At 62.0% G+C, this 22205-nt stretch carries 19 protein-coding genes and 1 pseudogene; 11 read left to right on the top strand and 9 right to left on the bottom strand.

The features are described 5' to 3' along the window. Nucleotides 1-171: 171 nt before the first annotated feature. A pseudogene (locus tag MVA47_RS10975) lies at nt 172-1122 on the bottom strand (lipase family protein). A gap of 574 nt (nt 1123-1696) precedes the next feature. Here MVA47_RS10975 and MVA47_RS10970 point away from each other — a divergent pair. Together MVA47_RS10970 and MVA47_RS10965 are read left to right on the top strand one after the other, a co-directional pair. Next, nucleotides 1697-3712, top strand: a complete 2016-nt coding sequence (locus MVA47_RS10970) for an OPT family oligopeptide transporter (protein ID WP_247207931.1) — start codon at nt 1697-1699, stop codon at nt 3710-3712. Nucleotides 3713-3761: 49 nt separating this feature from the next. Next, nucleotides 3762-3908 (top strand): hypothetical protein, encoded by a 147-nt coding sequence (locus MVA47_RS10965; protein ID WP_245969097.1) that lies wholly within the window; start codon nt 3762-3764, stop codon nt 3906-3908. Nucleotides 3909-3980: 72 nt separating this feature from the next. On the opposite strand, the gene MVA47_RS10960 is transcribed toward MVA47_RS10965, so the two are convergent. Continuing rightward, complete coding sequence (locus tag MVA47_RS10960; protein WP_247207930.1) at nt 3981-4241, bottom strand: hypothetical protein; 261 nt, start codon at nt 4239-4241, stop codon at nt 3981-3983. Between the two features lie 229 nt (nt 4242-4470). Then, complete coding sequence (locus tag MVA47_RS10955) at nt 4471-4965, bottom strand: hypothetical protein (protein ID WP_247207929.1); 495 nt, start codon at nt 4963-4965, stop codon at nt 4471-4473. A 278-nt stretch (nt 4966-5243) separates the two neighbouring features. Between MVA47_RS10955 and MVA47_RS10950 the strand changes: the two genes are divergently transcribed. Beyond that, nucleotides 5244-5801, top strand: a complete 558-nt coding sequence (locus tag MVA47_RS10950) for a hypothetical protein (RefSeq protein ID WP_247207928.1) — start codon at nt 5244-5246, stop codon at nt 5799-5801. 127 nt (nt 5802-5928) lie between these two features. Here MVA47_RS10950 and MVA47_RS10945 read toward each other — a convergent pair whose 3' ends face one another. After that, a complete protein-coding gene (locus tag MVA47_RS10945) occupies nt 5929-6417 on the bottom strand; it encodes a hypothetical protein (RefSeq protein WP_247207927.1) in 489 nt (162 codons plus the stop codon). A 47-nt stretch (nt 6418-6464) separates the two neighbouring features. After that, the gene (locus MVA47_RS10940) at nt 6465-7205 is read right to left on the bottom strand and encodes a DUF6745 domain-containing protein (protein ID WP_247207926.1); all 741 of its coding nucleotides are present in this window, start codon (nt 7203-7205) and stop codon (nt 6465-6467) included. Nucleotides 7206-8237: 1032 nt separating this feature from the next. Here MVA47_RS10940 and MVA47_RS10935 point away from each other — a divergent pair. Further along, nucleotides 8238-9692, top strand: coding sequence for an aldehyde dehydrogenase family protein (locus MVA47_RS10935; protein ID WP_247207925.1), 1455 nt, complete (start codon nt 8238-8240; stop codon nt 9690-9692). Nucleotides 9693-9757: 65 nt separating this feature from the next. Here MVA47_RS10935 and MVA47_RS10930 read toward each other — a convergent pair whose 3' ends face one another. Further along, nucleotides 9758-10336, bottom strand: coding sequence for a TetR/AcrR family transcriptional regulator (locus MVA47_RS10930; RefSeq protein ID WP_247207924.1), 579 nt, complete (start codon nt 10334-10336; stop codon nt 9758-9760). 218 nt (nt 10337-10554) lie between these two features. Between MVA47_RS10930 and MVA47_RS10925 the strand changes: the two genes are divergently transcribed. From MVA47_RS10925 to MVA47_RS10915, 3 genes are all read left to right on the top strand, one after another. Next, nucleotides 10555-12000 carry an APC family permease gene (locus MVA47_RS10925; protein ID WP_247207923.1) on the top strand — a complete coding sequence of 482 codons (1446 nt, stop codon included), beginning with the start codon at nt 10555-10557 and terminating at the stop codon, nt 11998-12000. A gap of 34 nt (nt 12001-12034) precedes the next feature. After that, nucleotides 12035-13384 carry an NAD(P)/FAD-dependent oxidoreductase gene (locus tag MVA47_RS10920; protein WP_247207922.1) on the top strand — a complete coding sequence of 450 codons (1350 nt, stop codon included), beginning with the start codon at nt 12035-12037 and terminating at the stop codon, nt 13382-13384. Between the two features lie 261 nt (nt 13385-13645). Beyond that, on the top strand, nt 13646-14596 hold the full coding sequence (locus MVA47_RS10915) for a DUF808 domain-containing protein (RefSeq protein WP_247207920.1): 951 nt from the start codon (nt 13646-13648) through the stop codon (nt 14594-14596). 73 nt (nt 14597-14669) lie between these two features. On the opposite strand, the gene MVA47_RS10910 is transcribed toward MVA47_RS10915, so the two are convergent. Beyond that, a complete protein-coding gene (locus tag MVA47_RS10910) occupies nt 14670-15260 on the bottom strand; it encodes a GIY-YIG nuclease family protein (protein ID WP_247207918.1) in 591 nt (196 codons plus the stop codon). A gap of 385 nt (nt 15261-15645) precedes the next feature. Here MVA47_RS10910 and MVA47_RS27030 point away from each other — a divergent pair, with 385 nt between their 5' ends. Beyond that, nucleotides 15646-16506 (top strand): HNH endonuclease, encoded by an 861-nt coding sequence (locus MVA47_RS27030; RefSeq protein WP_247207916.1) that lies wholly within the window; start codon nt 15646-15648, stop codon nt 16504-16506. A gap of 238 nt (nt 16507-16744) precedes the next feature. After that, entirely contained in the window at nt 16745-17104 is a 360-nt protein-coding gene (locus MVA47_RS10900) for a hypothetical protein (protein ID WP_247207914.1), read from the top strand. 37 nt (nt 17105-17141) lie between these two features. Here the strand turns inward: MVA47_RS10900 and MVA47_RS10895 are convergent, their stop codons facing one another. Then, nucleotides 17142-17402 (bottom strand): LuxR C-terminal-related transcriptional regulator, encoded by a 261-nt coding sequence (locus MVA47_RS10895; protein WP_308280530.1) that lies wholly within the window; start codon nt 17400-17402, stop codon nt 17142-17144. 221 nt (nt 17403-17623) lie between these two features. On the opposite strand from MVA47_RS10895, the gene MVA47_RS10890 reads away from it, so the two are divergent. Beyond that, on the top strand, nt 17624-18784 hold the full coding sequence (locus MVA47_RS10890) for a hypothetical protein (protein ID WP_247207913.1): 1161 nt from the start codon (nt 17624-17626) through the stop codon (nt 18782-18784). Between the two features lie 836 nt (nt 18785-19620). Here the strand turns inward: MVA47_RS10890 and MVA47_RS10885 are convergent. Further along, nucleotides 19621-20739, bottom strand: coding sequence for a protein kinase (locus tag MVA47_RS10885; protein ID WP_247207911.1), 1119 nt, complete (start codon nt 20737-20739; stop codon nt 19621-19623). Between the two features lie 340 nt (nt 20740-21079). On the opposite strand from MVA47_RS10885, the gene MVA47_RS10880 reads away from it, so the two are divergent. Next, a complete protein-coding gene (locus MVA47_RS10880) occupies nt 21080-22195 on the top strand; it encodes a DNA cytosine methyltransferase (RefSeq protein WP_247207909.1) in 1116 nt (371 codons plus the stop codon). Nucleotides 22196-22205 lie beyond the last annotated feature (10 nt).

Here is a 22205-nt window from a genome sequence, read left to right as displayed (position 1 = left end):
TGCCTAGAATAAGATTTCAGTTGCCTCGAATTCGATACAACTGGCCTCCTAATAGGCCGTCACACACCCGGCTCAATCTGGACAACCTGTCGTTTGTCAGCCGACCGAATACCGAATCAAAGACATGAGTCTGGCCTGGCCAATTCGTTTACTTCGGCGGTTCCACGAACATCACGCGATGACGCACCGTGGCTGCGGCACTGCGGTGAATCTGTCGATCATCCAACCCAACGCGGTCGGGATGCCGAAAAACTCTGGAATGCCGTGCGCCGCGGCCGTACCGGGAAGAATCGGCGGCAGCGGAAAGGTGGTGAACTGGACGGTGGCGCCGCGGCCGCACCACTCGCGAGCGACGTCCCTCGATGTGCTCCACGGAACCACGTCATCGTTGTCGGAAGCGACGATGAGGATAGGCGCCTGGGGTGTGAGCGTGCCGATGCGGTGTTAGTCGAAGACCGATTTCAGAACCGGGTTGTCCGTCGCGACCTCGGCGAGTGGTCGGCCACTGGTGGTCCATTGACTGGTTCGCTGGAATGCGTAGCGCGCCAACGTCTCCGGAACGCATTGGTTTGCCGTGTCGCGCATCAGCGCCTTGCCTGCCGGGTTGATCAGTCGATCGAGTTCGGGCCTCGCCGACGGGTAATCGTTGTACACGCCGTTCAAAGCGTATCCGACTGCGCCGGTGAGGATTCCGCCCTCAGCGAGGCCCAGGGTCTTCAGGGGATCGACAGGTGGTGCGCCGGCGTAGGTACCGCGAACGTTGAGTTCGGGCGCATAGGAAGCCTGCAACTCGGCGGCACCGGCCACCGCTCCCCCGCCCTGCGAATAACCCCACATGCCGACCGGGGTGTCCGCGGGCAGGGACTTGAGGTCGATGGCGGCGCGGGCGGCGTCGAGTACTGCGTGCGCTTGCGCCACCCGGTTGAGGTAGCCGTGCACGGCCGGGGTGCCCAGACCCTGGTAATCGGTGACGACCACGCCGATGCCCTGGGCAACCGCCGCGTATACCGCGGCGATCTCGTACTGCACCATCACGTCGAGTCCGCCACCGTAGGAGATGACGGAGTTGAACAGATGCGACGGCGCGCACTGATCGCCCTGGCCGTGGGTGCCGACGGCCATGCTGATGATCGGGCGGGGCCCGGGCTTGTTCCACGCGGCGGCCGGCTCGAAGTACGTGCCAGTCACAGCGATGGGCGCACCGTTGAGGTCGGTGCTGCTGTACATCAGGCGGGTGCCGGTAGCCGGGAACGCGCCGCCGCCTGCGGGGATGCTGAACGCCAGCTGCGACGGCTCGGTCCGCAAGACAATCCCAGGGCGGTCGGGGATGTCGCCGGGTGGCTGATAGAAGCCCGGTGCCGCACCTGCACCTCCCGCGCCGGAGAACCCAGCTGCGGCGACGAGGACCGCCGTCATCAGGATGCTCGGGAACAGGCGGGCCAGGCGTGCGACGGTGGGTCCCATCTTGCGGAAACTACCAGCAGAACCAGGCTCCGGGACCGTTTCTAAAGACGCAGCGTCCGATCTCTGACGAGCACAGACCGGGCCGTTCAACCAGCACGTTCTTGATGCCTGCGGGGTTTTCGCCGACAGGTGGTTCGCAGCCGCGGGTTCGGGATTACAGTGTCACGGTCAACGATGCTTTTGTTTCGGCGGCTAATGATCACCAGACCCGTTCAAGATGAGGGGTAGCAACATGTCCACAGAGGACGCAACCGCAACGGCCAAGAAGTCGCCCGGCCTGCGGGAACTGACCGTCCGGGGGATCATCCTGGGCGGACTGATCACCCTCGTGTTCACGGCCGCCAACGTGTATCTCGGCTTGAAGGTGGGTCTCACCTTCGCCACGGCGATCCCCGCGGCCGTCATCTCGATGAGCATCCTGCGCTATTTCGCCAACCACACCGTTGTCGAGAACAACATCGTGCAGACCATTGCATCGGCCGCGGGCACTCTCTCGGCCATCATCTTTGTGCTACCCGGCTTGATCATGGTCGGCTGGTGGACCGGCTTCCCGTACTGGATCACCGTGGCGGTGTGCGCCATCGGCGGCATCCTCGGCGTCATGTACTCGATCCCCCTGCGCCGAGCGTTGGTGACGGGATCTGATCTGCCCTATCCCGAGGGGGTCGCGGCGGCCGAGGTTCTGCGGGTAGGCGACACCACCCAGGGCGCCGAAGAGAACAGGGGCGGGCTGCGGATCATTCTGATCGGCTCGGTGGTTGCCGCTGCGTTCAACCTTCTCGCGAACCTCAAACTCATCAGCAACTCGTTGGCCGGTGCGGTCAAAGTCGGTGCAGGCGGGACGATGTGGGGCGCCAGCTTGTCGCTGGCCCTCATCGGCGTGGGTCATCTCGTCGGACTGACCGTCGGTATCGCCATGCTCATCGGTCTGGTCATCTCGTTCGGCATCATCCTGCCCATCCAGAGCAACGGAAACCTGCCCGCGGGCGAGGCTCTGCTCGACGGGGTCAGCAGCATCTTCTCGTCCGACGTCCGGTTCGTGGGCGCCGGAGCCATCGCGGTCGCCGCGATCTGGACCCTGCTCAAGATCATCGGCCCGATCATCAAGGGCATCAAGACAGCGATGGTGTCGGCCAGCAGTCGCCGCAAGGGATCGTCGGTCGAGCTGACCGAGCAGGACATCCCCATCACCTACGTCGGGCTCGTGATCCTGGTGGCCCTCATCCCCATCGGGCTACTTCTCTGGGACTTCGTGCACAACACCGCCTTGCACGGTACGGCCACCGGAATCATCGCCGTCAGCATCATTTTGGTGTTCGTGATCGGACTTGTGGTCGCCGCGGTCTGTGGATACATGGCCGGTCTCATCGGGTCGTCCAACAGCCCGATCTCCGGCGTCGGCATTCTTGTTGTTCTCATCGCCGCCCTGCTCATCAAGATGGTGTACGGCGATGCCACCGATGCGCAGAACACCGCTCTGATCGCGTTCACACTGTTCACCACGGCCGTGATCTTCGGTGTTGCGACCATCTCCAACGACAACCTCCAAGACCTCAAGACCGGCCAGCTCGTGGGTGCCACGCCCTGGAAGCAGCAGGTGGCGTTGGTGATCGGTGTGCTGTTCGGTTCCGCCGTGATCCCGCCGATCCTGCAGCTGATGCAGACGGCCTTCGGATTCGTCGGCGCCCCGGGCGCCACCGACGACGCTCTGGCGGCCCCGCAGGCCGCGCTGATCTCCTCACTCGCCAAGGGCGTCTTCGGTTCCGACCTGGACTGGAACCTGATCGGCGTCGGTGCGCTCATCGGTATCGCCATCATCGTTGTCGACGAGGTGCTGACCCGGACTACAAACAGTAAGTTCCGTCTGCCGCCGCTAGCGGTGGGAATGGGTATGTACCTGCCCATCTCGCTGACGTTGGTCATCCCGATCGGCGCCATCCTCGGCACCTTCTACAACAAGTGGGCCGAGAAGTCCGGTGTGGAGGTGGAACGCAAGAAGCGCATGGGCGTTCTGTTGGCCACCGGCCTCATCGTCGGTGAGAGCCTCTTCGGTGTGGTGTTCGCCGGCATCGTTGCCGCAACCGACGACGAGAGTCCGCTTGCCATTGTCGGCAGCGGATTCGAGAAGATCTCCGAGTACCTCGGTGTGATCGTCTTCGTCGCCGTTATCGCGTGGCTGTACAAGAAGACCCAGCAGATCGCGGCGAAGCCGGCCGAGGGCGAATCAGTCAAGCTCGACAAGGGGTGAGTGCGCCATTTCCCCCGCAGCACTGACACTTGGTATCTCGTTGTATACGATGGCGATCCTGGTCGGCATCGGAGTCGGCATCAACGCCGCCACCAAACACCGGCGCCGACTGGCCTGGATCATGGCCACGGTTGTGGGTGTGTTGGTGGTCGCGGGTGTGGTTGTTGCGGTGTTGAGTAGCACCACTTTTGCGTGAGGACCTCGGAGTCGGAGACGCGATCGGGCTGCTTGCACAAGCCGTCCTGCTCCACTTAAGGAGGCTTGACAGTCACAGACTGCTGGCTACCACGAAGCCCACAAGGCCGACCAGCATGAACCCAACGGCAACATCGTCTTTTTCATAGATGCGGTAGCCCCACGCTCCCCCGGCCACGCAGGTCAAGCTGGCCAGCGCTGGTCCGAAGAGCCATAGCACCGGCGTGAAGTACATGACCAACGCCAGCAGTATCCACACCCCGACACCCAGAACAACGCCGCCAACCATCCGCGCGGCGCGAGACGACCACGATTCCCTGACTGCACCGGTCATGTGCACCACCCCCTCGCTCTCTGACGCTCACGCCCAGACCGCGGTTCCATGGACTGACAGCCAGGCGATGCGATCGATTAGGGGCACCCTCACCCCGCGGGATCGCAACATTCCGAGCGCCTGCGGCGGGTCCCGACGCTTTGAGCGCGTTTGACGATCAGGCCTGACCCTGCACGGCCGCGCCGAGGTAATCGCCGGGGACGGGAGCCCAGCGATTGCTCCGGCTTGTTCAGACCTTGCGAGGCGCGAAGCAACGCGCCCAGACCTCACGCACGGCGACGGCCACGAGTACCAGAACCAGCGCGGTCGTCATGTCCGATTCGGCGTCGGTGCCGGGAGTCGCAATTACAAGCAGGCCCAAGGCAACGCATGGTGCCCCTACAGTGATCAACCCTCGCCACAGCCGACGAGCTGAGGCCGCCTCAACCACAGCGGCAATCATCACCACCATAAACATTGCCGCGGAGAGTGATTCACCATCCCTCCACCACTCGTACGGAAGGGCCACGGCCACATCGACATACTCTGCCGTGGCCTGCGATGACTCCGGCACCGTCGAGTACACCATCCATTCGTCTGACCGAAGAAGAAACGGCGGGTGTTGGTACTCGTGATCGTTGCCGAGCCAGGTGATGCCCCCGGCAAACAATGTCGCAACCACAAACACCCACCAGGCGACATGGCCGGTGATACGGGAAAGCTGATGCAGCTTAAGACGACTCATGGGTACGAAGTCTTACATGTCGAGTCAATGAGTAGCCCAGCAATCCGCCCCGACGACTCGGCTCACCTCACTCACGTCCCCTCCGTTCACTCAGTCGGCAGTCGCTCCACCGAAGTAGACGCATCTACGGCAGCCAGTTGCATTTGTCTATCCTACGAATAGATGCACCTAGCCAGGTGAAAACCATTCTGCTGCAGATATTTCCGACTTGATCAATTCCTGAATCCTGTGTGGTTATCTACGTTGATACAAACCACCGCACGAGGAGCACGCAGTTAATGCCTGACCAGCAACCACCCAATCCAGGACAGCCGTACAACCCGTATCAGGATGGGCAGCAGAACAATCCGTACCAGGGCGGACAACCCTACCCGCAAGGTCAGTACCCCCAGCAAGGTGGTTACTACGCCCCGCCGCAGCCACCTAAGAAACGTAAGATCTGGCCTTGGGTGCTTCTTGCGATCATCATCGTCATCATCGCGGGCATCGCCAGCTGCGCCGCGCTGATAAGCGGCGCCGTCAACGAGGTCGACAAAGAATCGAACGAAGTCGTCCAGGTGACCTACGAGATCACCGGCGACGGGCCGACCGGCTCGGCGACGTTCACCACCGGGGAACTTGATACTGCCCAAGAGACGGACATCGCTATCCCCTGGACCAAGCAGGTCGAGGTCACTGGGATCCTGAAGTCCGTATCCCTCATTGCCACCAACGGTATTGAAGCCCAGGGGTCGATAACCTGCACGATCAAGCAGGGCGATCGGGTAATTGTGACCAACACGTCTTCCGGCCCGGGAGCAACTGCTAGTTGCTCGGGTGACGCAGACGACGAGTAGTCGGTCCTTGGCAGAACCACCGTCATAGCGGTGGTTCTGCCAACTTCGCTCATACGCATTGCATTCCGTTCACAAGCACTTCATGGCCGATGGCCGATGAGCGCGACCAGAGTCCCTGACACCAATGTCAGTCAGCGACGAGCCGCCCACTCCCCCAGAGGGAATCGCTCGTCGTCCAGGCCGGCGGTGTCCGACGGACAGTCATGTCGAACTCCTGCTGGCGCCCGATCACGTAACGACCAGGGGCAATCCCCGTGGCTCCGTGCTCGGGATGGATCAAGTACGCAACCACTTGAGTGTCGAGGATGCCGAGCGCCAGACCTCTCGGATCGATTACACGCGCCATCCACATGCAATGGCCTGCTTCAGAGACAAGGCTGTGCGGGTTTCCGCCGACTGCGCTGCGCAGCAGTTCAATTCCCGCCCGTGAAACCGGTTCGGGACGTGTACTCGGGTAGGACGTGACCATCGGCAAGATGGCGGCGGGAGTGACGAGAAGGTCGCCTTGCGCTTGGAGTCCGTCGACGATGGGAATCGACATCTCTGTGTCGAGGTAGTCGAAGACCTCGAGGCCTGAGAGCGCGGTGAGATCGGACAGGGTCATGGTGGAGTTCATGTGATCACCTTGTGATTGTGTGTGGGGTAGATGTTGTTGAATGGTTTTCAGGTGCGGCGGACGAGCCGCGAATAATCGTCACCGCTGATGCCATAGGTCCAACCCGCGGCGTCGAGAGCGGAAGACATCCCGTCGGGCACGGGTAGCCCATAACGTCGGCGGGTACCATCGCGTTCGCGGGAACCGTTGAGAACGAGCAGTATTCGTCCACTCCGGCGCACACTGGACGGAGTTGCGTACAGCGCCAACGTGCCGTCGACGTTCCCAGGGTCATCGGCCTGGTCGATCAGTGTCATCCCAGCTTCTGAAATGTAGACGTCCCAGCCGAGGCGCTCGATCGCGCACCGACGGACCTCTACATTGCGTTCGCGAGCGATACGTTCAACGGTCGGATCATGCATCACCCATTCGGGAACGACAGTGCCATGGAGCACGTAAAGTGCTTTCCGATCGGCGAATTGGACAGCCGGCGCTTCGTCATGGTGCAGGCGACGTTGGCTGAACTTCGCGTCCGGGGTGGGCTCGGTGTACATGGTTGTGGGTCGCTCGGCCATGACACAGACGTCGTCGAATGGCCACCACCATCCCGTCGCTCGCGCCAACGCGCAGTTGATGTCGAGGATCTCGGCGTCTTCCGGCGAGTATCGGGCCAGACCAAGCTGCGGCCCAGCGACGCAGTGCGCCAACCACGGGGCTTCGTGCTGTCCGTACCAGGTGACGTAGCCGGCGATAGGCGAAGTCAGGGTACGGATGGCCGTGGCGACTCCGCCAGAGACGCTGGTGTGCAACCAATCCCGGATTTCCCGGCGCGCTCGTTCCCTTGGCCCCGGATTGGGGTCCGGCGGAGGAATCGGGGCTTGCCACCACCCGAAACGATGAACACTGCGGTGAGGATTGATTCGCGCAGACATTCGCGCTTTCGACCTGGTGATCACCGCCGCCACGTCAGAATGTGCGGACTGCCGCATGCCGTGGACGACCGGCACCGAAGACGCGAGGCCTTCAGAGATGATCAAGTCGGCCCCTGCAGGGGTGACGGCACCCAGACGAAGTCTGGTTGCGGACGGTCAGCCAGCCGATATAGCTGTGCCACAGCGGTTTCCGCGGAACTTCGGTCGCTCGGCCCGGTGGCCAGTGCGTGCGCAAGCCACGCTGCGTGAATGTCAGCGATGGTGCGGGAATGCTCGAGATCGAACTGAGAATGGTGGTCTTGCGGCGCTCGGTGGTCAAGAACCGAGGGCACATATGCGGCGCTCACGCGACGGTGGCGGGATCCGCCTTTCCTGTAGTCATGTTTCCCAGAGTGACACTCCGAGCCGGAGTTGGCAAGTGTTGACCGTGAACTTGTTTCGGGACAGCGTGTTTCAGGTGGTCAGGTGCGAAGTTGAGGAGGCCAGAGTTCGGGCCGCTTGCACTCCTGGTGGTTGCTCGCCCTGTAGACCGAGCGTTGGCCAGTACGGCGCGCGGCCTCCGAATCGCGCTCGCCAAACCCGAGGAAGCTCGCTCCACGGACCGCGCGTTCGCCAGAACCCCGAGCGACCCTCCCGACCCGCTCACCAAACCGCCAACCGCTCGCTCCGCAGACCGCGCGGCGGCCGGTATCGCGAGCGGCCACCGCATCGCGCTCACCAAACCCGGAGACGCTCGCCCCGCAGATCGAGCAACGACCAAAACCCAGAGCGACACCGACGCCCCCCAGGTAAAGGTTCCTTCACACCACACATCTTCCCGAGCGACCCGACGAGGAGTAGCGTACGTCACACCCGATGGTTCTACGCACGTAGAATTACAGCTTCCCTCAGCCTCAGGAGCCCTCGACCATGATCGATATCTCGAACCTGCACACCGGCCTGTTCATCGGCGGGGAATGGCGAGACGCCGGCGACACCTTCACCACCCTGAATCCCGCGACCGGGCGACCGCTGGCAGAACTCGCCGCTGCCGGGGCCGACGACGTCGACGCTGTGGTGGACGCGGCCGCCGCAGCCTTCCGCGGCGACTGGGGTGCGCTCGCCCCATCACGCAAGGGGGCGATGCTGCACAAGCTGGCCGACCTGGTCGGACGCGACCTCGACCAGCTGGCAGCGCTGGAGTCACTGGACATGGGCAGGCCAGTGGGCATGGGAGCGGCGCTGATGATCCCGAATTTCATTGCCACGCTGCGCTATTACGCGGGTTGGGCCGACAAGATCAACGGCGAGCTCATCGCCAACGACGGCTATCTCGGAGGGCCGGTTCCCACTCACGCATACACCCGCCGCGATCCGCTCGGCGTGGTCGCGGCCATCGTGCCGTGGAACGCTCCCCTGATGATCCTTGGGTGGAAGCTCGCGCCGGCGCTGGCCTGCGGCAACGCGGTCATCATCAAGCCGTCGGAAGACGCGTCGCTGTCGATTCTCCGGTTGGCCGAGCTCATCGACGAAGCCGGCTTCCCTCCGGGTACCGTCAACGTGCTGACCGGCGCGGGCAAGGTCGCCGGCGAGGCCCTTGCCCGACATCCCCGCATCCAGAAGATTTCCTTCACCGGTTCCACCGAGGTCGGCCGGAGCATCCTGCAGAACTCGGCAGTCAACTTCAAACGCACAGCGCTCGAACTCGGGGGCAAAGCACCCCAGATCATCTTCGACGACGCCAATCTTGAAGCGGCAATCCAAGGTTCGGCGATGGGACTGTTCTTCAACCAGGGCGAGGTGTGCGCCGCAGGCACCCGAATCATCGCTCACCGCAAGGTGTACGAGACGGTCCTCGAAGGACTCAAGGGCGCGGCTGAGGCGCAGACCATCGGCGACCCCTTTGATTCGGCCACCACCATGGGACCGTTGGTCAATGCACGACAACGCGACCGGGTGCTGGGCTACATGCGCAAGGGCACGGACGAAGGCGCCGACGTCATCACCGGCGGCACCGCCCCCGATGGGCCAGGCTTCTTCGTCAACCCCACAGTGATGGCCGGCCGCAACGACATGTCCGTCGCTCGCGAAGAGATTTTCGGGCCAGTGGGCGTTGTTATCCCGTTCGATTCCGACGACGAGGCCGTCGCGATGGCCAACGACAATCAGTACGGCTTGTCGGCCACCGTGTGGACCAGCGATGTCACTCGCGCGCATACCATCTCGGCACAGATCGAGGCCGGCGCAATCGGCGTCAACGGCTGGTCACCGCTGGCTCCACAGCTTCCCTGGGGTGGGGTGAAAGCCAGTGGGGTGGGCCGTGAATTGGGTTACGAGGGAATCCTCTCCTACACCGAGCCCAAGACGATCACGATCATCCTGTGAACCTCGCGGTGGTGGCGGGTTGCGACAACTGCCACCACCGCGATTCCACCTCGATGTCTTTCCGGCTAGTCACCGAGGACGGAGTCGAGCATCGCCAATTGCGCTTTGCGAGTCATGCCGTCCGGACTGAGGGCAGCAGTCACCTGCAGACCGATCATCATGGTCATCAGAGCCTCCACCCCCACCTCGACGTCGCGGTCCGGCAGCTCACCAGCGGCAATGGCGTCCCTCCACAATTCGGCAAGGCGCACCTTCCAGGCGGCCACCGCGGTGTTGTTGACCGTGACCATCTGCGGATCGGTGATGGCCCGTTGCCACAGGGAGACCGCGATGCGTGCCTCGAGCTTTGCCTCGTCCGTCAGCGGCATGATTTCGAAGCACATGCGCCGCAGCGCCTTCCGGCCGTGTCGACGCTCAATAGAGCGCTCGATGCGCTCGTTGGTGGACTCGATGACAAAGTCGAAGGCCGTACGCAGGATCTCGTCTTTACCCGAAAAGTAATGGCTCAGAGCGCCGTTCGTGTAGCCGGCTTCGGTGGCAAGGTCGCGCATGTTGATGCCGTCGATTCCACGGTCAGCAATGATTCGCCACGCGGCGGCGATGATTGCACGACGCCTCTCGACGTGGTCCACCAGCTTCGGCACCCGCACTCCTTCATTCGACGTTGCGACAGTACCAATCACCTCTACGAACACGTGACCGCCGCTGCCGTCGAGGTAAAGATTCCTGCACACCAACAACCCTGCACATCGCGCGAGCGCGGTGTAGCGTTCGTCACATCATGATTCTACGTTCGTAGAATCACAGCCCATCAGCATCGGTGCGAGCAGCATCCCGCGGGGCGCCCAGAGAAAGGTCAATCATGGTCGAACAAGCAGTCTCGACATCGACTTCTGCTCCTACGCACAGACTCCGCGGATCCATCGGGGTGTCCGGCATCGTCTTCCTGGTGATCGCGGCGGCCGCGCCTCTCACCGCTGTGGCGGGCTCACTGCCTGTCATGATCGCGCTGGGGAATGGCGCGGGAGCTCCCCTGACCTACATCGTCGCCGCTGCGGTTCTCCTGGTCTTCAGCGTCGGCTACGCGACGATGAGTGGCTCGGTCACCGAAACTGGCGCGTTCTACGCATACGTCACCAAGGGGTTGGGCCGCTCCCCTGGGCTCGGCGCGGCGGCTCTTGCACTGCTCGCCTACACCACCATCCAAGCGGCGATCTACGGTCTGGCCGCATCAACCGTGGACGCGGTGATGGAGCGTTTCGGTGGGCCCGATCTGCCGTGGTGGGTGTGGGCGTTTGCTCTGATGGCCTTGGTCGCTGTACTCGGCTACCGGAGTATCAACCTGGGCGCAAAGGTGCTCGGCGTTCTGCTGATTGCCGAGATTGCGCTCATCGTCGTGTTGTCGGCTTCGATTCTCGGGCAGGGCGGCGCCGAGGGTATCGACGTATCGTCCTTCAGCCCTTCGACTTTCATGGAGGGCTCGCCAGGCATCGCGTTGATGTTCGCCATCGGCTCATTCATCGGCTTCGAGGCGACAGCCATCTACGGCGAGGAGACGAAGAATCCGCGGCGGACGGTGCCGATTGCCACGTACGTTGCGGTGATCACCATCGGAGTTCTGTATGCGGTGGCCAGTTGGGCGATCGTGCTGGCCTTTGGATCCGACAACGTGCAGGCTGTCGCGCTGGAGAACACCGCCGACCTGACCTTCATCGCCGCCACGGAGTATCTCGGCAGCGTCACCTCCGACGTCATGATGGTCATGTTGGTGACGAGTCTGTTTGCCGCCCTGCTCGCTTTCCACAACGCGATCTCGCGGTACACCCACGCACTCTCGCGCAGTGGCTTTGCTCCTCGAGGGCTGATGGCAGTGCACACCCGGCACGGTTCACCTCACGTCGGTTCACTCGTCCAGACCGCATGCGCATTTGTCCTTGTCGGAATCTTCGCACTGGCCGGCGCCGACCCCGTGCTCGAGCTGTTCACGTGGATGGCGGGCGTCGCCACCGTGGCGATGCTGGTGGTCATGGTGCTCACCAGCATCGCGATCGTGGCCTTCTTCGCGCGTTCGGACGTCGACAACCGGCTGTGGCACACCAAGATTGCTCCCATCTTCGGTGGCCTGGGCCTTTGTGCCATCACCGCGCTGGTCATCGCGAACTTCACCACCCTCATCGGCGGCTCGCGAGTCTTGGCCAACGTCTTCCTCGCGGTCATCGCGGCGACGTTCGTCGCGGCGACAGTGTGCGGACACTTCGTGATTCGCTCGCGGGACCACCGCGGCGACCGCACCCCGACCACTCCATAACTCCCAAGCAACACCTGACACGACAGGAGGACGTATGTCCCCGACCACCAAGTCCATTCTCATTGTCGGAGCGGGTTTCTCCGGTCTGATCGCGGCTCGCGAGCTCGAAGCCGCCGGACACACCGTGAAGATCCTCGAAGCCCGGGACCGCATCGGCGGGCGCGCCTGGACTGACGAACGCCTGGGCGGGCACACCCTGGAGATGGGTGCGACGTGGGTGCATTGGATGCAGCCGTTTGTGTGGACCGAGATCACGCGATACGGGCAGAAGATCTATCCCAGCCCCGACATCGACGATGCCTACTGGGTGAGCGGCGGAACCGTCTATCACGGCACCGAACACGACCTCGACTCCGCACTGGCCCGCGTGCAAGAGAGGATCTTCGAGGGTTCACGGGAGTTCTTCCCGAACCCGCATGACCCACTGGGGATCCTCGACGATCCCAACACCGACCCGGCGGTGCGGCAGCGATTCCTCCACGCCGACACCGGCAGCGTGCTCGACTGCCTCCGCGACGGCGACTTCACCAAGGCGGAGATTGACATCGCCGATGCATATTGGTCCGCCGGATACCAGGGTTCGACGGCCACGGCGTCGCCGCTGATGGCAAAGCACTGGGCCGCGCTAAGCGATCACCGGAGCTCGCTGATGGATGAGCAAACGCTGCGCTTCAAGCTCGTCGACGGCATGCGGGGGCTCTACGAATCCATCGCCGGGGACGTGCGCGGCGACATCCTGCTCGACATCCCCGTCCACCGCATCACCCATTCGTCGACAGCGGTGAAGGTGGAGCTGGCGGACGGAACTACCGAGCGTGCCGACGCGGTGATCGTCACCGCACCCATCGGCGCCCTCTCGAACATCGAGTTCGACCCGCCGCTGCTGGCCGGTCAGCAGAAGGTGATCGCCGAGGGCACCAACTCGGTGGGGTTCAAGATCTGGATCAAGGTGGCCGGACGGCACTCGATCATCGCGGGCGCTCCCGGCGACAACCCGATCTCGCTCCTGCGCAGCGAGTACTTTCTCGACGACGAGGACGCCACCATCCTGGTGGGCTTCGGATCCGACCACAACGCCATCGACCTCCAGGACGTCGACTCGGCACAGAAGGCCGTCAACGTCTGGCGCGACGATCTAAAGGTGCTGGACTGCGGCGGCCACGATTGGGTGGCCGACAAGTGGTCGGGGCAGACCTGGGCGACGTTGCGGTCGGGACAGTTCTTCGACGGATGGAGCAAGTTCCTGTCGAGCGATTCACGACTGCGCTTTGCCGGCGCCGACTTCGCCCGCGGATGGAACGGCGTGGTGGTGGACGGGGCCATCGAGTCAGGGATTGTTACCGCGCGGTCGTTGATCAGGGAGTTTGCGAACGAGCTCGACTAAAACGTCAGTGGATGAGTGGGGTGACCGTTACGCCGGTATTTGTAGATCCAGCGCGGACCGTTTGGCTTCGGCGAGTCGGGGTACAGCAGCATGTGGCATCGGGACGATGACGTCGCGTGTGAACACAGACATCGTGAGTTGTGCGGGTTGAAGGCACGGTTCTGACGAGTTGCGGCCAGGTCGCCGCGTCTTCAGACCGGACAGCGCGCAGCCACGACGTATTGTTCTGAACTACACCGTTGACCTGAGGAGGCGTCTGCAATGGCTGGTGGTCTCGTAGCTCTACTCGATGACGTCGCTGCGATCACGAAGGCTGCTGCGGCGACTCTCGACGACGTCGCTGCCGCTGCCGGCAAGGCGAGCGTGAAGGCAACGGGCGTGGTGGTGGACGACACCGCCGTGACTCCCCGCTACGTGCACGGGTTTACCCCCGACCGCGAGCTGCCGATCATCCGCAAGATCGCGCTGGGGTCGATCCGCAACAAGCTGCTGATCATCCTGCCGGTGGCCATGATCCTCAGCCAGTTCCTGCCGGGAGCGCTGCCGTATCTGCTGATCGTCGGCGGCGCGTTCCTCTGCTACGAGGGAGCCGAGAAGGTCTACGAGGCGTTTGCCGGACACCACGAAGAGGTGGTGGAGCCCAGCGAGCGTGGCCCCGATTTCGAGAAGACGATGGTCAGCGGCGCCATCCGCACCGACCTGATCCTGTCGGCGGAGATCATGATCATCTCGTTGGCGTCGGTGGAGGACGAACCCTTCGTCACGCGCCTACTGGTGCTCATCGCCGTGGCGTTCCTCATCACCGCACTCGTCTACGGCGTCGTCGCCTTGATCGTGAAGATGGACGACCTCGGCCTGGCGCTGGCCAAGCGCAACTCCACGGTGAGCCAGAAGGTCGGTCGCGGGCTCGTCTCAGCGATGCCCAAGCTGATGAGCATCCTCACGGTCGTCGGTATCGCCGCGATGCTGTGGGTCGGCGGACACATCCTGCTGATCAACGTCGGCGAGGCCGGGTTCCATTGGCCGACAGATCAACTCCACCACCTCGAACACTGGGGTGAAGAACTTGTCCACGGTTGGTTCGGTGGCGTGCTGTCGTGGGTGCTTGGTACTGCTGCTTCTGCGGTCATCGGTCTCATTGTTGGTGCGATCATTGTGGCGATCATGCATGTGGTTCCAATGCGGAAGAAGAAGGACGTGGCCGCGCACTGAGTGATTTAACTCTCGCGACGCCGTGACGGTTTCCGCAATGTCCCCGTAGACAAGTCGCGATTGGTTCGCAGCCTCAAGGTAGCGGCGGCAGCTCTGTCGCTCTCGCCATAGCCGATCTGCGCGCTTGCCGCAGAACAGGGGTGAACGCGTTGTGCGCGCCGTCGATGTTCAGCGGCAGAACGAGGGTTTCGATCAGTTCGTCCTCCAACACCCAGGGTCGCGGGTGCGTAATCCAAGAAACGAGGGCGTTGCGTGCCATCCACTCCGACAGGCGCGCTTCACCGGCGCCGAAGGTACATCGCTCACTGGGGCCGACACGGCGGAGTTCGATACCGAGTTCCTGAGACAGCAGGCACCCAAGAGACTTTCGCAGTGTCGACACCGAAGCATTTCCTGCGTAGTGGAGTTTGATCCGCCGCCTGATGTTCTGTTTGCTGGCAACCCCGGCGGCGGACGGCTTGCTCGGACTGATCCCTGCGTACAACAAGACCAAACCGTCGTCTCGGCGGACGCAATTCGCCGTGTCGATGTCGGCGGGGATGGTCTTGAACCACCACCCGTACACGCCAGGCTGCGCGGGAACCGGGTACGGCTTGGCGAGTACTTCGTCCCGGCGACGCACGGGTGCGGCAAGGTACTGCGCGTGGAACTCGTGCTCTGACATGGCCGTCAACGCTACCGACTCTTCGCGTTGGAGACCGTTGATTTTCCGGTTCCGTATCCAGTTCTCAACTCCGTTCCCACCCACCCCCGGTGCACTACCGTCGAGGTATGCACAACCTCGACGCTCGAGACCCGTTGGCCCTCGGCCAGCAGCTCGTGAGCGTGCTCGAGGGCGGGCGCCGTACCGCTACGTACAAGCTCGCAACTCTCCTCGCACTTCTCGACTACGCAGTGGAGAACACACCCGTTGACCCTGACGCGGCTGTCTCCGTCGATCTCGATGACCTTGCGGAGCGTGTAATTGGCCTCTATTGGCGTCAATTCGCCCTCTTGACGGACACGACCTCAAACAGTCCTCCCAGCCGAAGGCTCGCATTCCGGACGCCGTGCGGGCGTTCAAGCGGGCATCGTCCGTCGGCGAGGTGGCTCTTGACGTCTGCAAGCGTCGCAACCCCGAACCATTCCGGGAACTGCGCAACGAGGTAAAACTCACGCTGGTGCAACAACCTCTCCCCCGGCTGCAACGACTGACCAAAGCAGAGACGCATACATGCTTCCTGTACGACGACAGCTGGATGTTCGACAGGACCTCGTTGGCATCCATTGCGAGACGCGGCAACGTCATTGAACTCTATCCAGGGGTCGGTTTCGCATTAGCGCGGCTCTCCTCACTACTGAAGCCCGCTCTTCAGATCGCGTGGGTCGGAGATGTCCGCAGGCACAACGCGTTCTTGAAAGAGGATGCTCCGGATCTGGCGGCGCATCTCTTCGGCATGGATCGCGTCTCGCTCTCCCGAGTAAGAGAAGTGTTGATGAAGAAATTCGGCGCCACGTGCTTCTACTGCGGCGTGAGGGTTGGAGCCGGCTGCCATGTTGACCATGTACTGCCATGGTCGCGAGTCGGCATCGACGGACTCAGCAATCTGGTTCTGGCTTGCACGCAATGCAACGGCGACAAGTCGAATCTTCTCCCGGCTCCGGTTCACGTCACGACCGCTCTGGGGCGAGGTCGAACGGTGCTCGAGACGTTGGCCGCGTCGATCGACTGGCCCAGCCAGTTCGACAGAACTGCGTCAGCGGCCCGCGGCATGTACTCCACGCAACCTGCTGGCACCCCGATGTGGCTGCGAACACGCGAGTTCGAATACCTGGCCTCAGACTTCGGATGGACGACCGCATCTGACGAGGTCCGGTGGACTGCCCCCTTAGACGGATTAAGACTGAAGGGGCAGGGTCACTATCGATGAGTGAGTACCAGCCAGCACGGCGACGAGATCCTTCTTCACCATTGCGGAAGGGCACTGAAGGTCTGGGTCGCGACCTCGCGGATTTTTGGGCATGGTCAGAGTCAGACCTGTTGAGTAACACCACACGCGGCCTGCTCGCTGAGTACATCGTGGGATCGCCCTGAGCTGCACAGACGGAACGGTCAGACGCGAATGGGATGCATTCGACCTGCTGACGCACAGCGGCCTTCGCATCGAAGTGAAGTCGTCAGCGTATCTTCAGTCGTGGCAACAGAAGTCGGCCTCGGCAATCAAGTTCGCTGTCGGTCCGGCGACGGCGTGGTTCGCCGAAACGAACTCCTACGCCGAAGTCCGCGAACGTTCTGCAGATGTCTCCGTATTCTGTCTGTTCACCACCGCAGATCGAGCCGTGGCCGACCCCCTCGACGTAGACCAGTGGACCTTCTACGTCGCGTCGACCACCCACATCAACGCAGCGATTGGCGAACAGAAGACCATCACGTTGGCCAGCCTGCGAAGTCGCGTCCAGCCACTTGAGACAGGCTTCGGCGGCCTGCTGGCCGCTGTTGAGGATGCTGGACGATCGAAACGGCCCTAGCCGTGACAAAACGAAGGGCCAATCGATTGCCCTGAGGTCAGATCTCGTCAACGAGGATCAGTCCATCCTGCAGCGCCCGCGCCAGGAGCAACGCCTTCGTGCCGGCGGTACGACCGACTGCCTCGTACTTGCCGCGGATCCGCGAAATGTGGGTGTTGACCGTCGCAGCCGAGACGTACAACAAACGCCCCGCGGCCTCTTTGGTGTCGCACATCAACCAGGTCCGCAGAACCTCGATCTCACGCGCGGTCAACGCCGGCACTGTGGCCCTGGCTACCGCATCATCCATTGTGTCCATCACTGATCCGATCTCTCCCTGATCGACAGCCGGGAAGTTGACTGTCTGCAACGGACCGAAAGGTAGCGGTGGCCTAAGACAACGAATTCCGTTGCGCCACAGAGGCTTATAAGAACAGCAATGTAATTTCGAACGCATGATCGAGTCACTCTTGAGTGCCCCGAAAATGTCAGACCCCCTCGTTACCCTTCCTTTGACAGGACAAGAGAGAGCGGGTGACCATGTCCAACATCTTCGACTTCGACGCTTCCGTTTCCGATGGATGGGCCGCGTTTCGTGACGAGCTGACAACCTGCCTGACCGGCCTGCATGCCGACGGATCGGTGCGAGTGACCGCCCCGAACAGCGAGGTCGACGGCGTTGGTCCGACCGCGGTTTTCACTATCACCGCCGACGACGAAGTGCGGTGCCACGTCAGCCCTACGATCCCCGGGCAGGACCGCGAGCTGTCCGACAACGAACTCTCGTTGCTCATGGAGCTCGAGTGGGATTCGATTTCCGAGGATGAGTGCATAGTCGAGCGCTGCCGGGACGAGGCCGAGCACGTGGTCGTGGCCGCCACCGGTGTGATGCAGGAACTGTGGCAGGTGCTTCACCCGAGCTTTCTCATGACGGTCGAAGAGCAGCCTGCTGAACCCATTCAGCACAAGGGTTTTGAGCCCGTCGGCCAGACGCAGCTTCAGGATCTAGTCGATGCTGCCCTCGAACGCATGACCGGATGCGCGCCGCGCAAAGACGACGACGGCGACATCACCTTCACCGTCAACGACGAGACGTCGTGGCTGTGCGTCGACGTGAACGATCCCGTCATCGAGATGTTCACGAATCTTGCTGTCGATGTGGATGACTCGGCTGCCGCCAGTGCAGCGATCATGGACTTCTCTCGCAAGTGGCCGGACATCAAGTTCGTCCTCGTCGACTCCTACGTTCGGGTGTCGATTCGGATGGATGCGACCGTCTTCACCGACGCGGTTCTGCAGTCAACGCTGACGAAGTGGTTCGACTTCTTGACGGAGGGCTCCGCTGATGTGGCTGCCGTTGTCGCCGACGCCCGCTCGGCAGCCAAGGACGCGGACGAAAGCCTGCCGGCCGGACTCATGTGCCTGCTTCAGCTCGATGACGACGATGTCGGTCCGCTGACAATTCGTGAGATTGCGACGGTCTGCGACTTCGACCGCGATGCCATCCTCCACTACATCAAGGTGTGCGAGGAGCAGCGATTCTCCTGGCGGAATTCGATTTACGACGCACTCGAGCGCGAGGACGAAGAGCAAGCGGCCGCGTGTGAACACGAAGAGAAGGCGTGGGCAGCGACCACAAAGAGCCTGCGTGCCGCACTGCGATTCGTAGTTCTGTCGGGCCGGCTAGACGGGGTGAGGTGAGTTCGTGGCCGACAGAGCAGAGGGGCCCGTACATGTTGTTCTCGCTGAGGTGCCGCCCGGCACAGCGCACGACGACGACGAGAGCTGGTACACGTTCCCGGACGGCACAGCTGACGGAGACCTGGTGATCTTGGTTGCCGAGGCACGTCAGCCAGTTGTGCTCGACGTCAGGACTCTGTGGATGGAGGACGACGACAACTGGGGGTTCAGTAGTGCTCAGCCACACGTCGGGGACGGCATCGCGATGGCAGCGTTAGAGCGCAGGCTTGACGAGCATTTCCCAATCGAACCGCGAACGCTGACAAACCAAGCCGCTGCGAGTGTTCTTAGTGCGATCGCAACGGAGGTCGCATCCCCGACCCCGTGGACCGCACTGCCGCATCGATGTCTAGATCCTCGCGACTCGGAAGTCGTTCAGGCCGCAACAGTGTGGGGTTGTAACGCTTGTGGCAGCCGTAACGAGACACCGTACAAGCCTCGGCTGCAGGTTCATCGGGAACCGGGCAATGACTGGCCTTTCCACGAGGCATTCGCCGTGTGCCCGTCCTGTCACGACATCCTGCATCAGCCGCTGGGTCCGGCATTCGACCAGCTGATGTTCAGTCATCGGCCGGCGTGTCCAAGGTGCAACGCTCAGAAGACATTCAAGCTGATAATGGGATTCCCACCCGGTCCGCCGCCGCACGGGACTGAGCTCGGTGGGTGCATTATTGGTCCGGAAGTTTCGTCGTACCTTTGCCAGGCCTGCGATCACAGCTGGTAGGCAATACTTGACGCTTGGGTCTGCATCGGTAAACGCACGCCGATGCCGCCCGGCGAATATTAGCGGGGCCAACTCAACTGGTCTTGTCAGCCAAGAGTCGGAGCAACTGCGTCTCACTAATCAGGGTTATTTTCTGCCCGAGGCGCTTTCGCTCACGGGTAGCAAAGAGCTTCCGCCCTTCGACCTCACTGAGCGCGTTTCGCAGGGTGCCACGCACCACAAGGGTTGTCGAGTCCCCGACAGCATCCTGTACAACGGCGCCCGCAGAACGCAGTTCGCGCGTCACCTCCGCGCGTGTCCCGCTTTCGAGTTTCCCGGTGAGGGTCACAACCTGACCCCTGATTCGAGTCGGAGCTCGGCCGTTACGCATGTCAACATCAGCCAGGGTGTCCAGGGCTTCTAACGCGTCCGCCCCATCAACATACTTTTTCGCCTTGGCCGCGGTTGCGTGCCAGATCCAACACTTGAAATCATCATCTACGTCGAGCGTTCTTATAGAGGAAAGTTCGTCCTTCGTCCAAGACTCGCCCGTCAGCAAAGTACAGGCAAGGAGTCCGAGTTGGAAAATATCTTCCGATGGCCCCCACCGGTTCCGGACCCACGCATCGTTCGGTGTGTACGCCGGGGTGTATTCCGTAATCGCAGCCTGCTTTGGATCCAGCACCATGCGTGAGATTCCGAAGTCGCCTAGCACCAACCGACCATTCCTCAAATAGACGTTCGCCGGCTTTATGTCGCGATGGGTTATCCCGACACTGTGCATCTTTGCGAGGAGAAGCAGGAGCCGTCGGACTTCTTTGCGAACCCGATGTTCAGCCCACGGGGCGCTAGGCTTCGTATTTTCAAGCCAGTCATCGACTGTCCCCTCTTCCATATACTCAAATATCAAGAACTGACGCCGGGTTTCAGGCATCCCCGCCACGCCGACGAATGCGTCAATCAAGCGAACCACTTCAGGTTGATCGGCCAGGAGCTTCCCCAAGAAAGCCTCGCCGTGCCAATTTACTGCCAACCCGCAGTCTTTAAGGCAGACGGTGCGTGTCGGCCGCTTGCCATCGCGCGACATTCTGGAAGCTAGATACGCCCTGCCAAAACCGCCCTCGCCGAGCAGCGTTTCAATCCGATAGGTCACACCGGAATAGTCGCGAATGGTCTGATCCGGCCGCAGACGCCGACCTTTTCCCTTCGCCATTGACCGACTCCTTAATGCCAACCAAACGCGTGGTTGCGTAGGGTCTCAATTCAGTAGTGCAACGGTAGCGCGTCAAAGGCGCGCCTGATCCTTAGCTTTGCACCCTGGCGGTCAGTCTGTACACACCACGCCGCGAGACGCGTCAAATATGTGCCCAGACGTGAACTCCGCGCGCACCGACCCATCCACAAACATAGGCAACCTCGAACAACGATTCTGCCCGGGCGTCAATCCTTGCTGCCCCGGTTCGTGACTGCAGGACAGGCGCGTACGAGCGACTGCAGCCTTCGCCGATACCGAGAGCCAAGTAGAGCCCCCTGGCCGGCTACCATATTGCACTATGCCCGCTATAGTCCCCGCCGCCACTGTCAAACCAGGGACGCCGGAAGTAATCGACCTGTTCGCAGGGCCCGGGGGACTTGACGTCGCGGCCCACTGGCTTGGCCTGACGACGACTGGCGTTGAGTTTGACGACAACGCATGCGCCACGCGAGCGTCCGCCGGCCTGATGACCAAGCAGAGCGACGTCCGCGACTTGGTCCCTGGACACTTTCCGGGTGCATCGATTCTTGCTGGAGGTCCGCCTTGTCAGACGTACACAGTGGCAGGCACTGGGAGCGGCCGTAGGTCGATCAATCTTGTGATGGAACTCGTCCGCAAAATGGCGAGGGACGCAGACATCGAGAAAACTCTCGCAACCCTCGAAGATGAGCGTACTGGTCTGGTGCTTCAACCGCTTCGCTGGGCGCTGGCGGCATACGAGTCTAAAAACCCGTACGAATCGATAGTTTTGGAGCAGGTTCCCGCGGTCCTGCCGATCTGGAATGCAATTGGAGACGTACTGGACAAGCTGGGGTACGGGGTCGAGACCAAGATTCTCAAATCTGAGCAATTCGGGGTCCCTCAGACTCGCCGACGCGCATTTCTGATTGCTCGATGGCAGACCAATGTTGTGTTTCCTGAACCAACGCACGCGGCCTACCGAAAGGGAGTTAAACCAGCGGTAGAACCAATGCGTGCTCGATGGGTCGCCATGGAAGACGCGCTCGACCGCAAGACGGCATTCACGGTCGTATCGAATTACGGTAGCGGTGGGGATCCCAAAAATCGCGGTCAGCGAACTTCGAACGAACCAGCCGCCACGATTACAGGCAAAGTAACTCGCAATCGGATCACCGGACACGGCCAAACTCTGAGTCGTTTCACGCCAAGTGAAGCCGGAATCCTGCAGACCTTCCCAGCGGACTATCCATGGTCTGGAAAAGATGTCGGCCAGCAGATCGGAAACGCCGTACCGCCAAGGCTCGCGGCCCATGTTCTGGCTGCCGCGATCGGTCGGAGATTGTCTTCGTCTCGGCTGGACGAAGTCGTCAAGATGAAGTGGACGGACTCGCGAAACGGCATCGCTGACCTCGTCCTGGACGATCGTTATCGTTCTAAGACACAAGACTTTTAGTCTTTAGCGA

This window comes from Williamsia sp. DF01-3, assembly GCF_023051145.1.
GTDB lineage: Bacteria > Actinomycetota > Actinomycetes > Mycobacteriales > Mycobacteriaceae > Williamsia.
The sequence above is the reverse complement of the archived record's forward strand: the minus strand, read 5'-3'. Positions and strand labels throughout refer to the sequence as shown.

What these genes read in the sequence shown, in the direction of transcription:
- MVA47_RS10965 (WP_245969097.1), top strand. Translation starts at nt 3,762, where the DNA reads ATGGCGATCCTGGTCGGCATCGGAGTCGGCATCAACGCCGCCACCAAA.
- MVA47_RS10960 (WP_247207930.1), bottom strand. Translation starts at nt 4,241, where the DNA reads ATGACCGGTGCAGTCAGGGAATCGTGGTCGTCTCGCGCCGCGCGGATG.
- MVA47_RS10880 (WP_247207909.1), top strand. Translation starts at nt 21,080, where the DNA reads ATGCCCGCTATAGTCCCCGCCGCCACTGTCAAACCAGGGACGCCGGAA.
- MVA47_RS10935 (WP_247207925.1), top strand. Translation starts at nt 8,238, where the DNA reads ATGATCGATATCTCGAACCTGCACACCGGCCTGTTCATCGGCGGGGAA.
- MVA47_RS10970 (WP_247207931.1), top strand. Translation starts at nt 1,697, where the DNA reads ATGTCCACAGAGGACGCAACCGCAACGGCCAAGAAGTCGCCCGGCCTG.
- MVA47_RS10945 (WP_247207927.1), bottom strand. Translation starts at nt 6,417, where the DNA reads ATGAACTCCACCATGACCCTGTCCGATCTCACCGCGCTCTCAGGCCTC.
- MVA47_RS10920 (WP_247207922.1), top strand. Translation starts at nt 12,035, where the DNA reads ATGTCCCCGACCACCAAGTCCATTCTCATTGTCGGAGCGGGTTTCTCC.
- MVA47_RS10895 (WP_308280530.1), bottom strand. Translation starts at nt 17,402, where the DNA reads ATGGACACAATGGATGATGCGGTAGCCAGGGCCACAGTGCCGGCGTTG.
- MVA47_RS10955 (WP_247207929.1), bottom strand. Translation starts at nt 4,965, where the DNA reads ATGAGTCGTCTTAAGCTGCATCAGCTTTCCCGTATCACCGGCCATGTC.
- MVA47_RS10915 (WP_247207920.1), top strand. Translation starts at nt 13,646, where the DNA reads ATGGCTGGTGGTCTCGTAGCTCTACTCGATGACGTCGCTGCGATCACG.
- MVA47_RS10885 (WP_247207911.1), bottom strand. Translation starts at nt 20,739, where the DNA reads ATGGCGAAGGGAAAAGGTCGGCGTCTGCGGCCGGATCAGACCATTCGC.
- MVA47_RS10890 (WP_247207913.1), top strand. Translation starts at nt 17,624, where the DNA reads ATGTCCAACATCTTCGACTTCGACGCTTCCGTTTCCGATGGATGGGCC.
- MVA47_RS10910 (WP_247207918.1), bottom strand. Translation starts at nt 15,260, where the DNA reads ATGTCAGAGCACGAGTTCCACGCGCAGTACCTTGCCGCACCCGTGCGT.
- MVA47_RS10950 (WP_247207928.1), top strand. Translation starts at nt 5,244, where the DNA reads ATGCCTGACCAGCAACCACCCAATCCAGGACAGCCGTACAACCCGTAT.
- MVA47_RS10925 (WP_247207923.1), top strand. Translation starts at nt 10,555, where the DNA reads ATGGTCGAACAAGCAGTCTCGACATCGACTTCTGCTCCTACGCACAGA.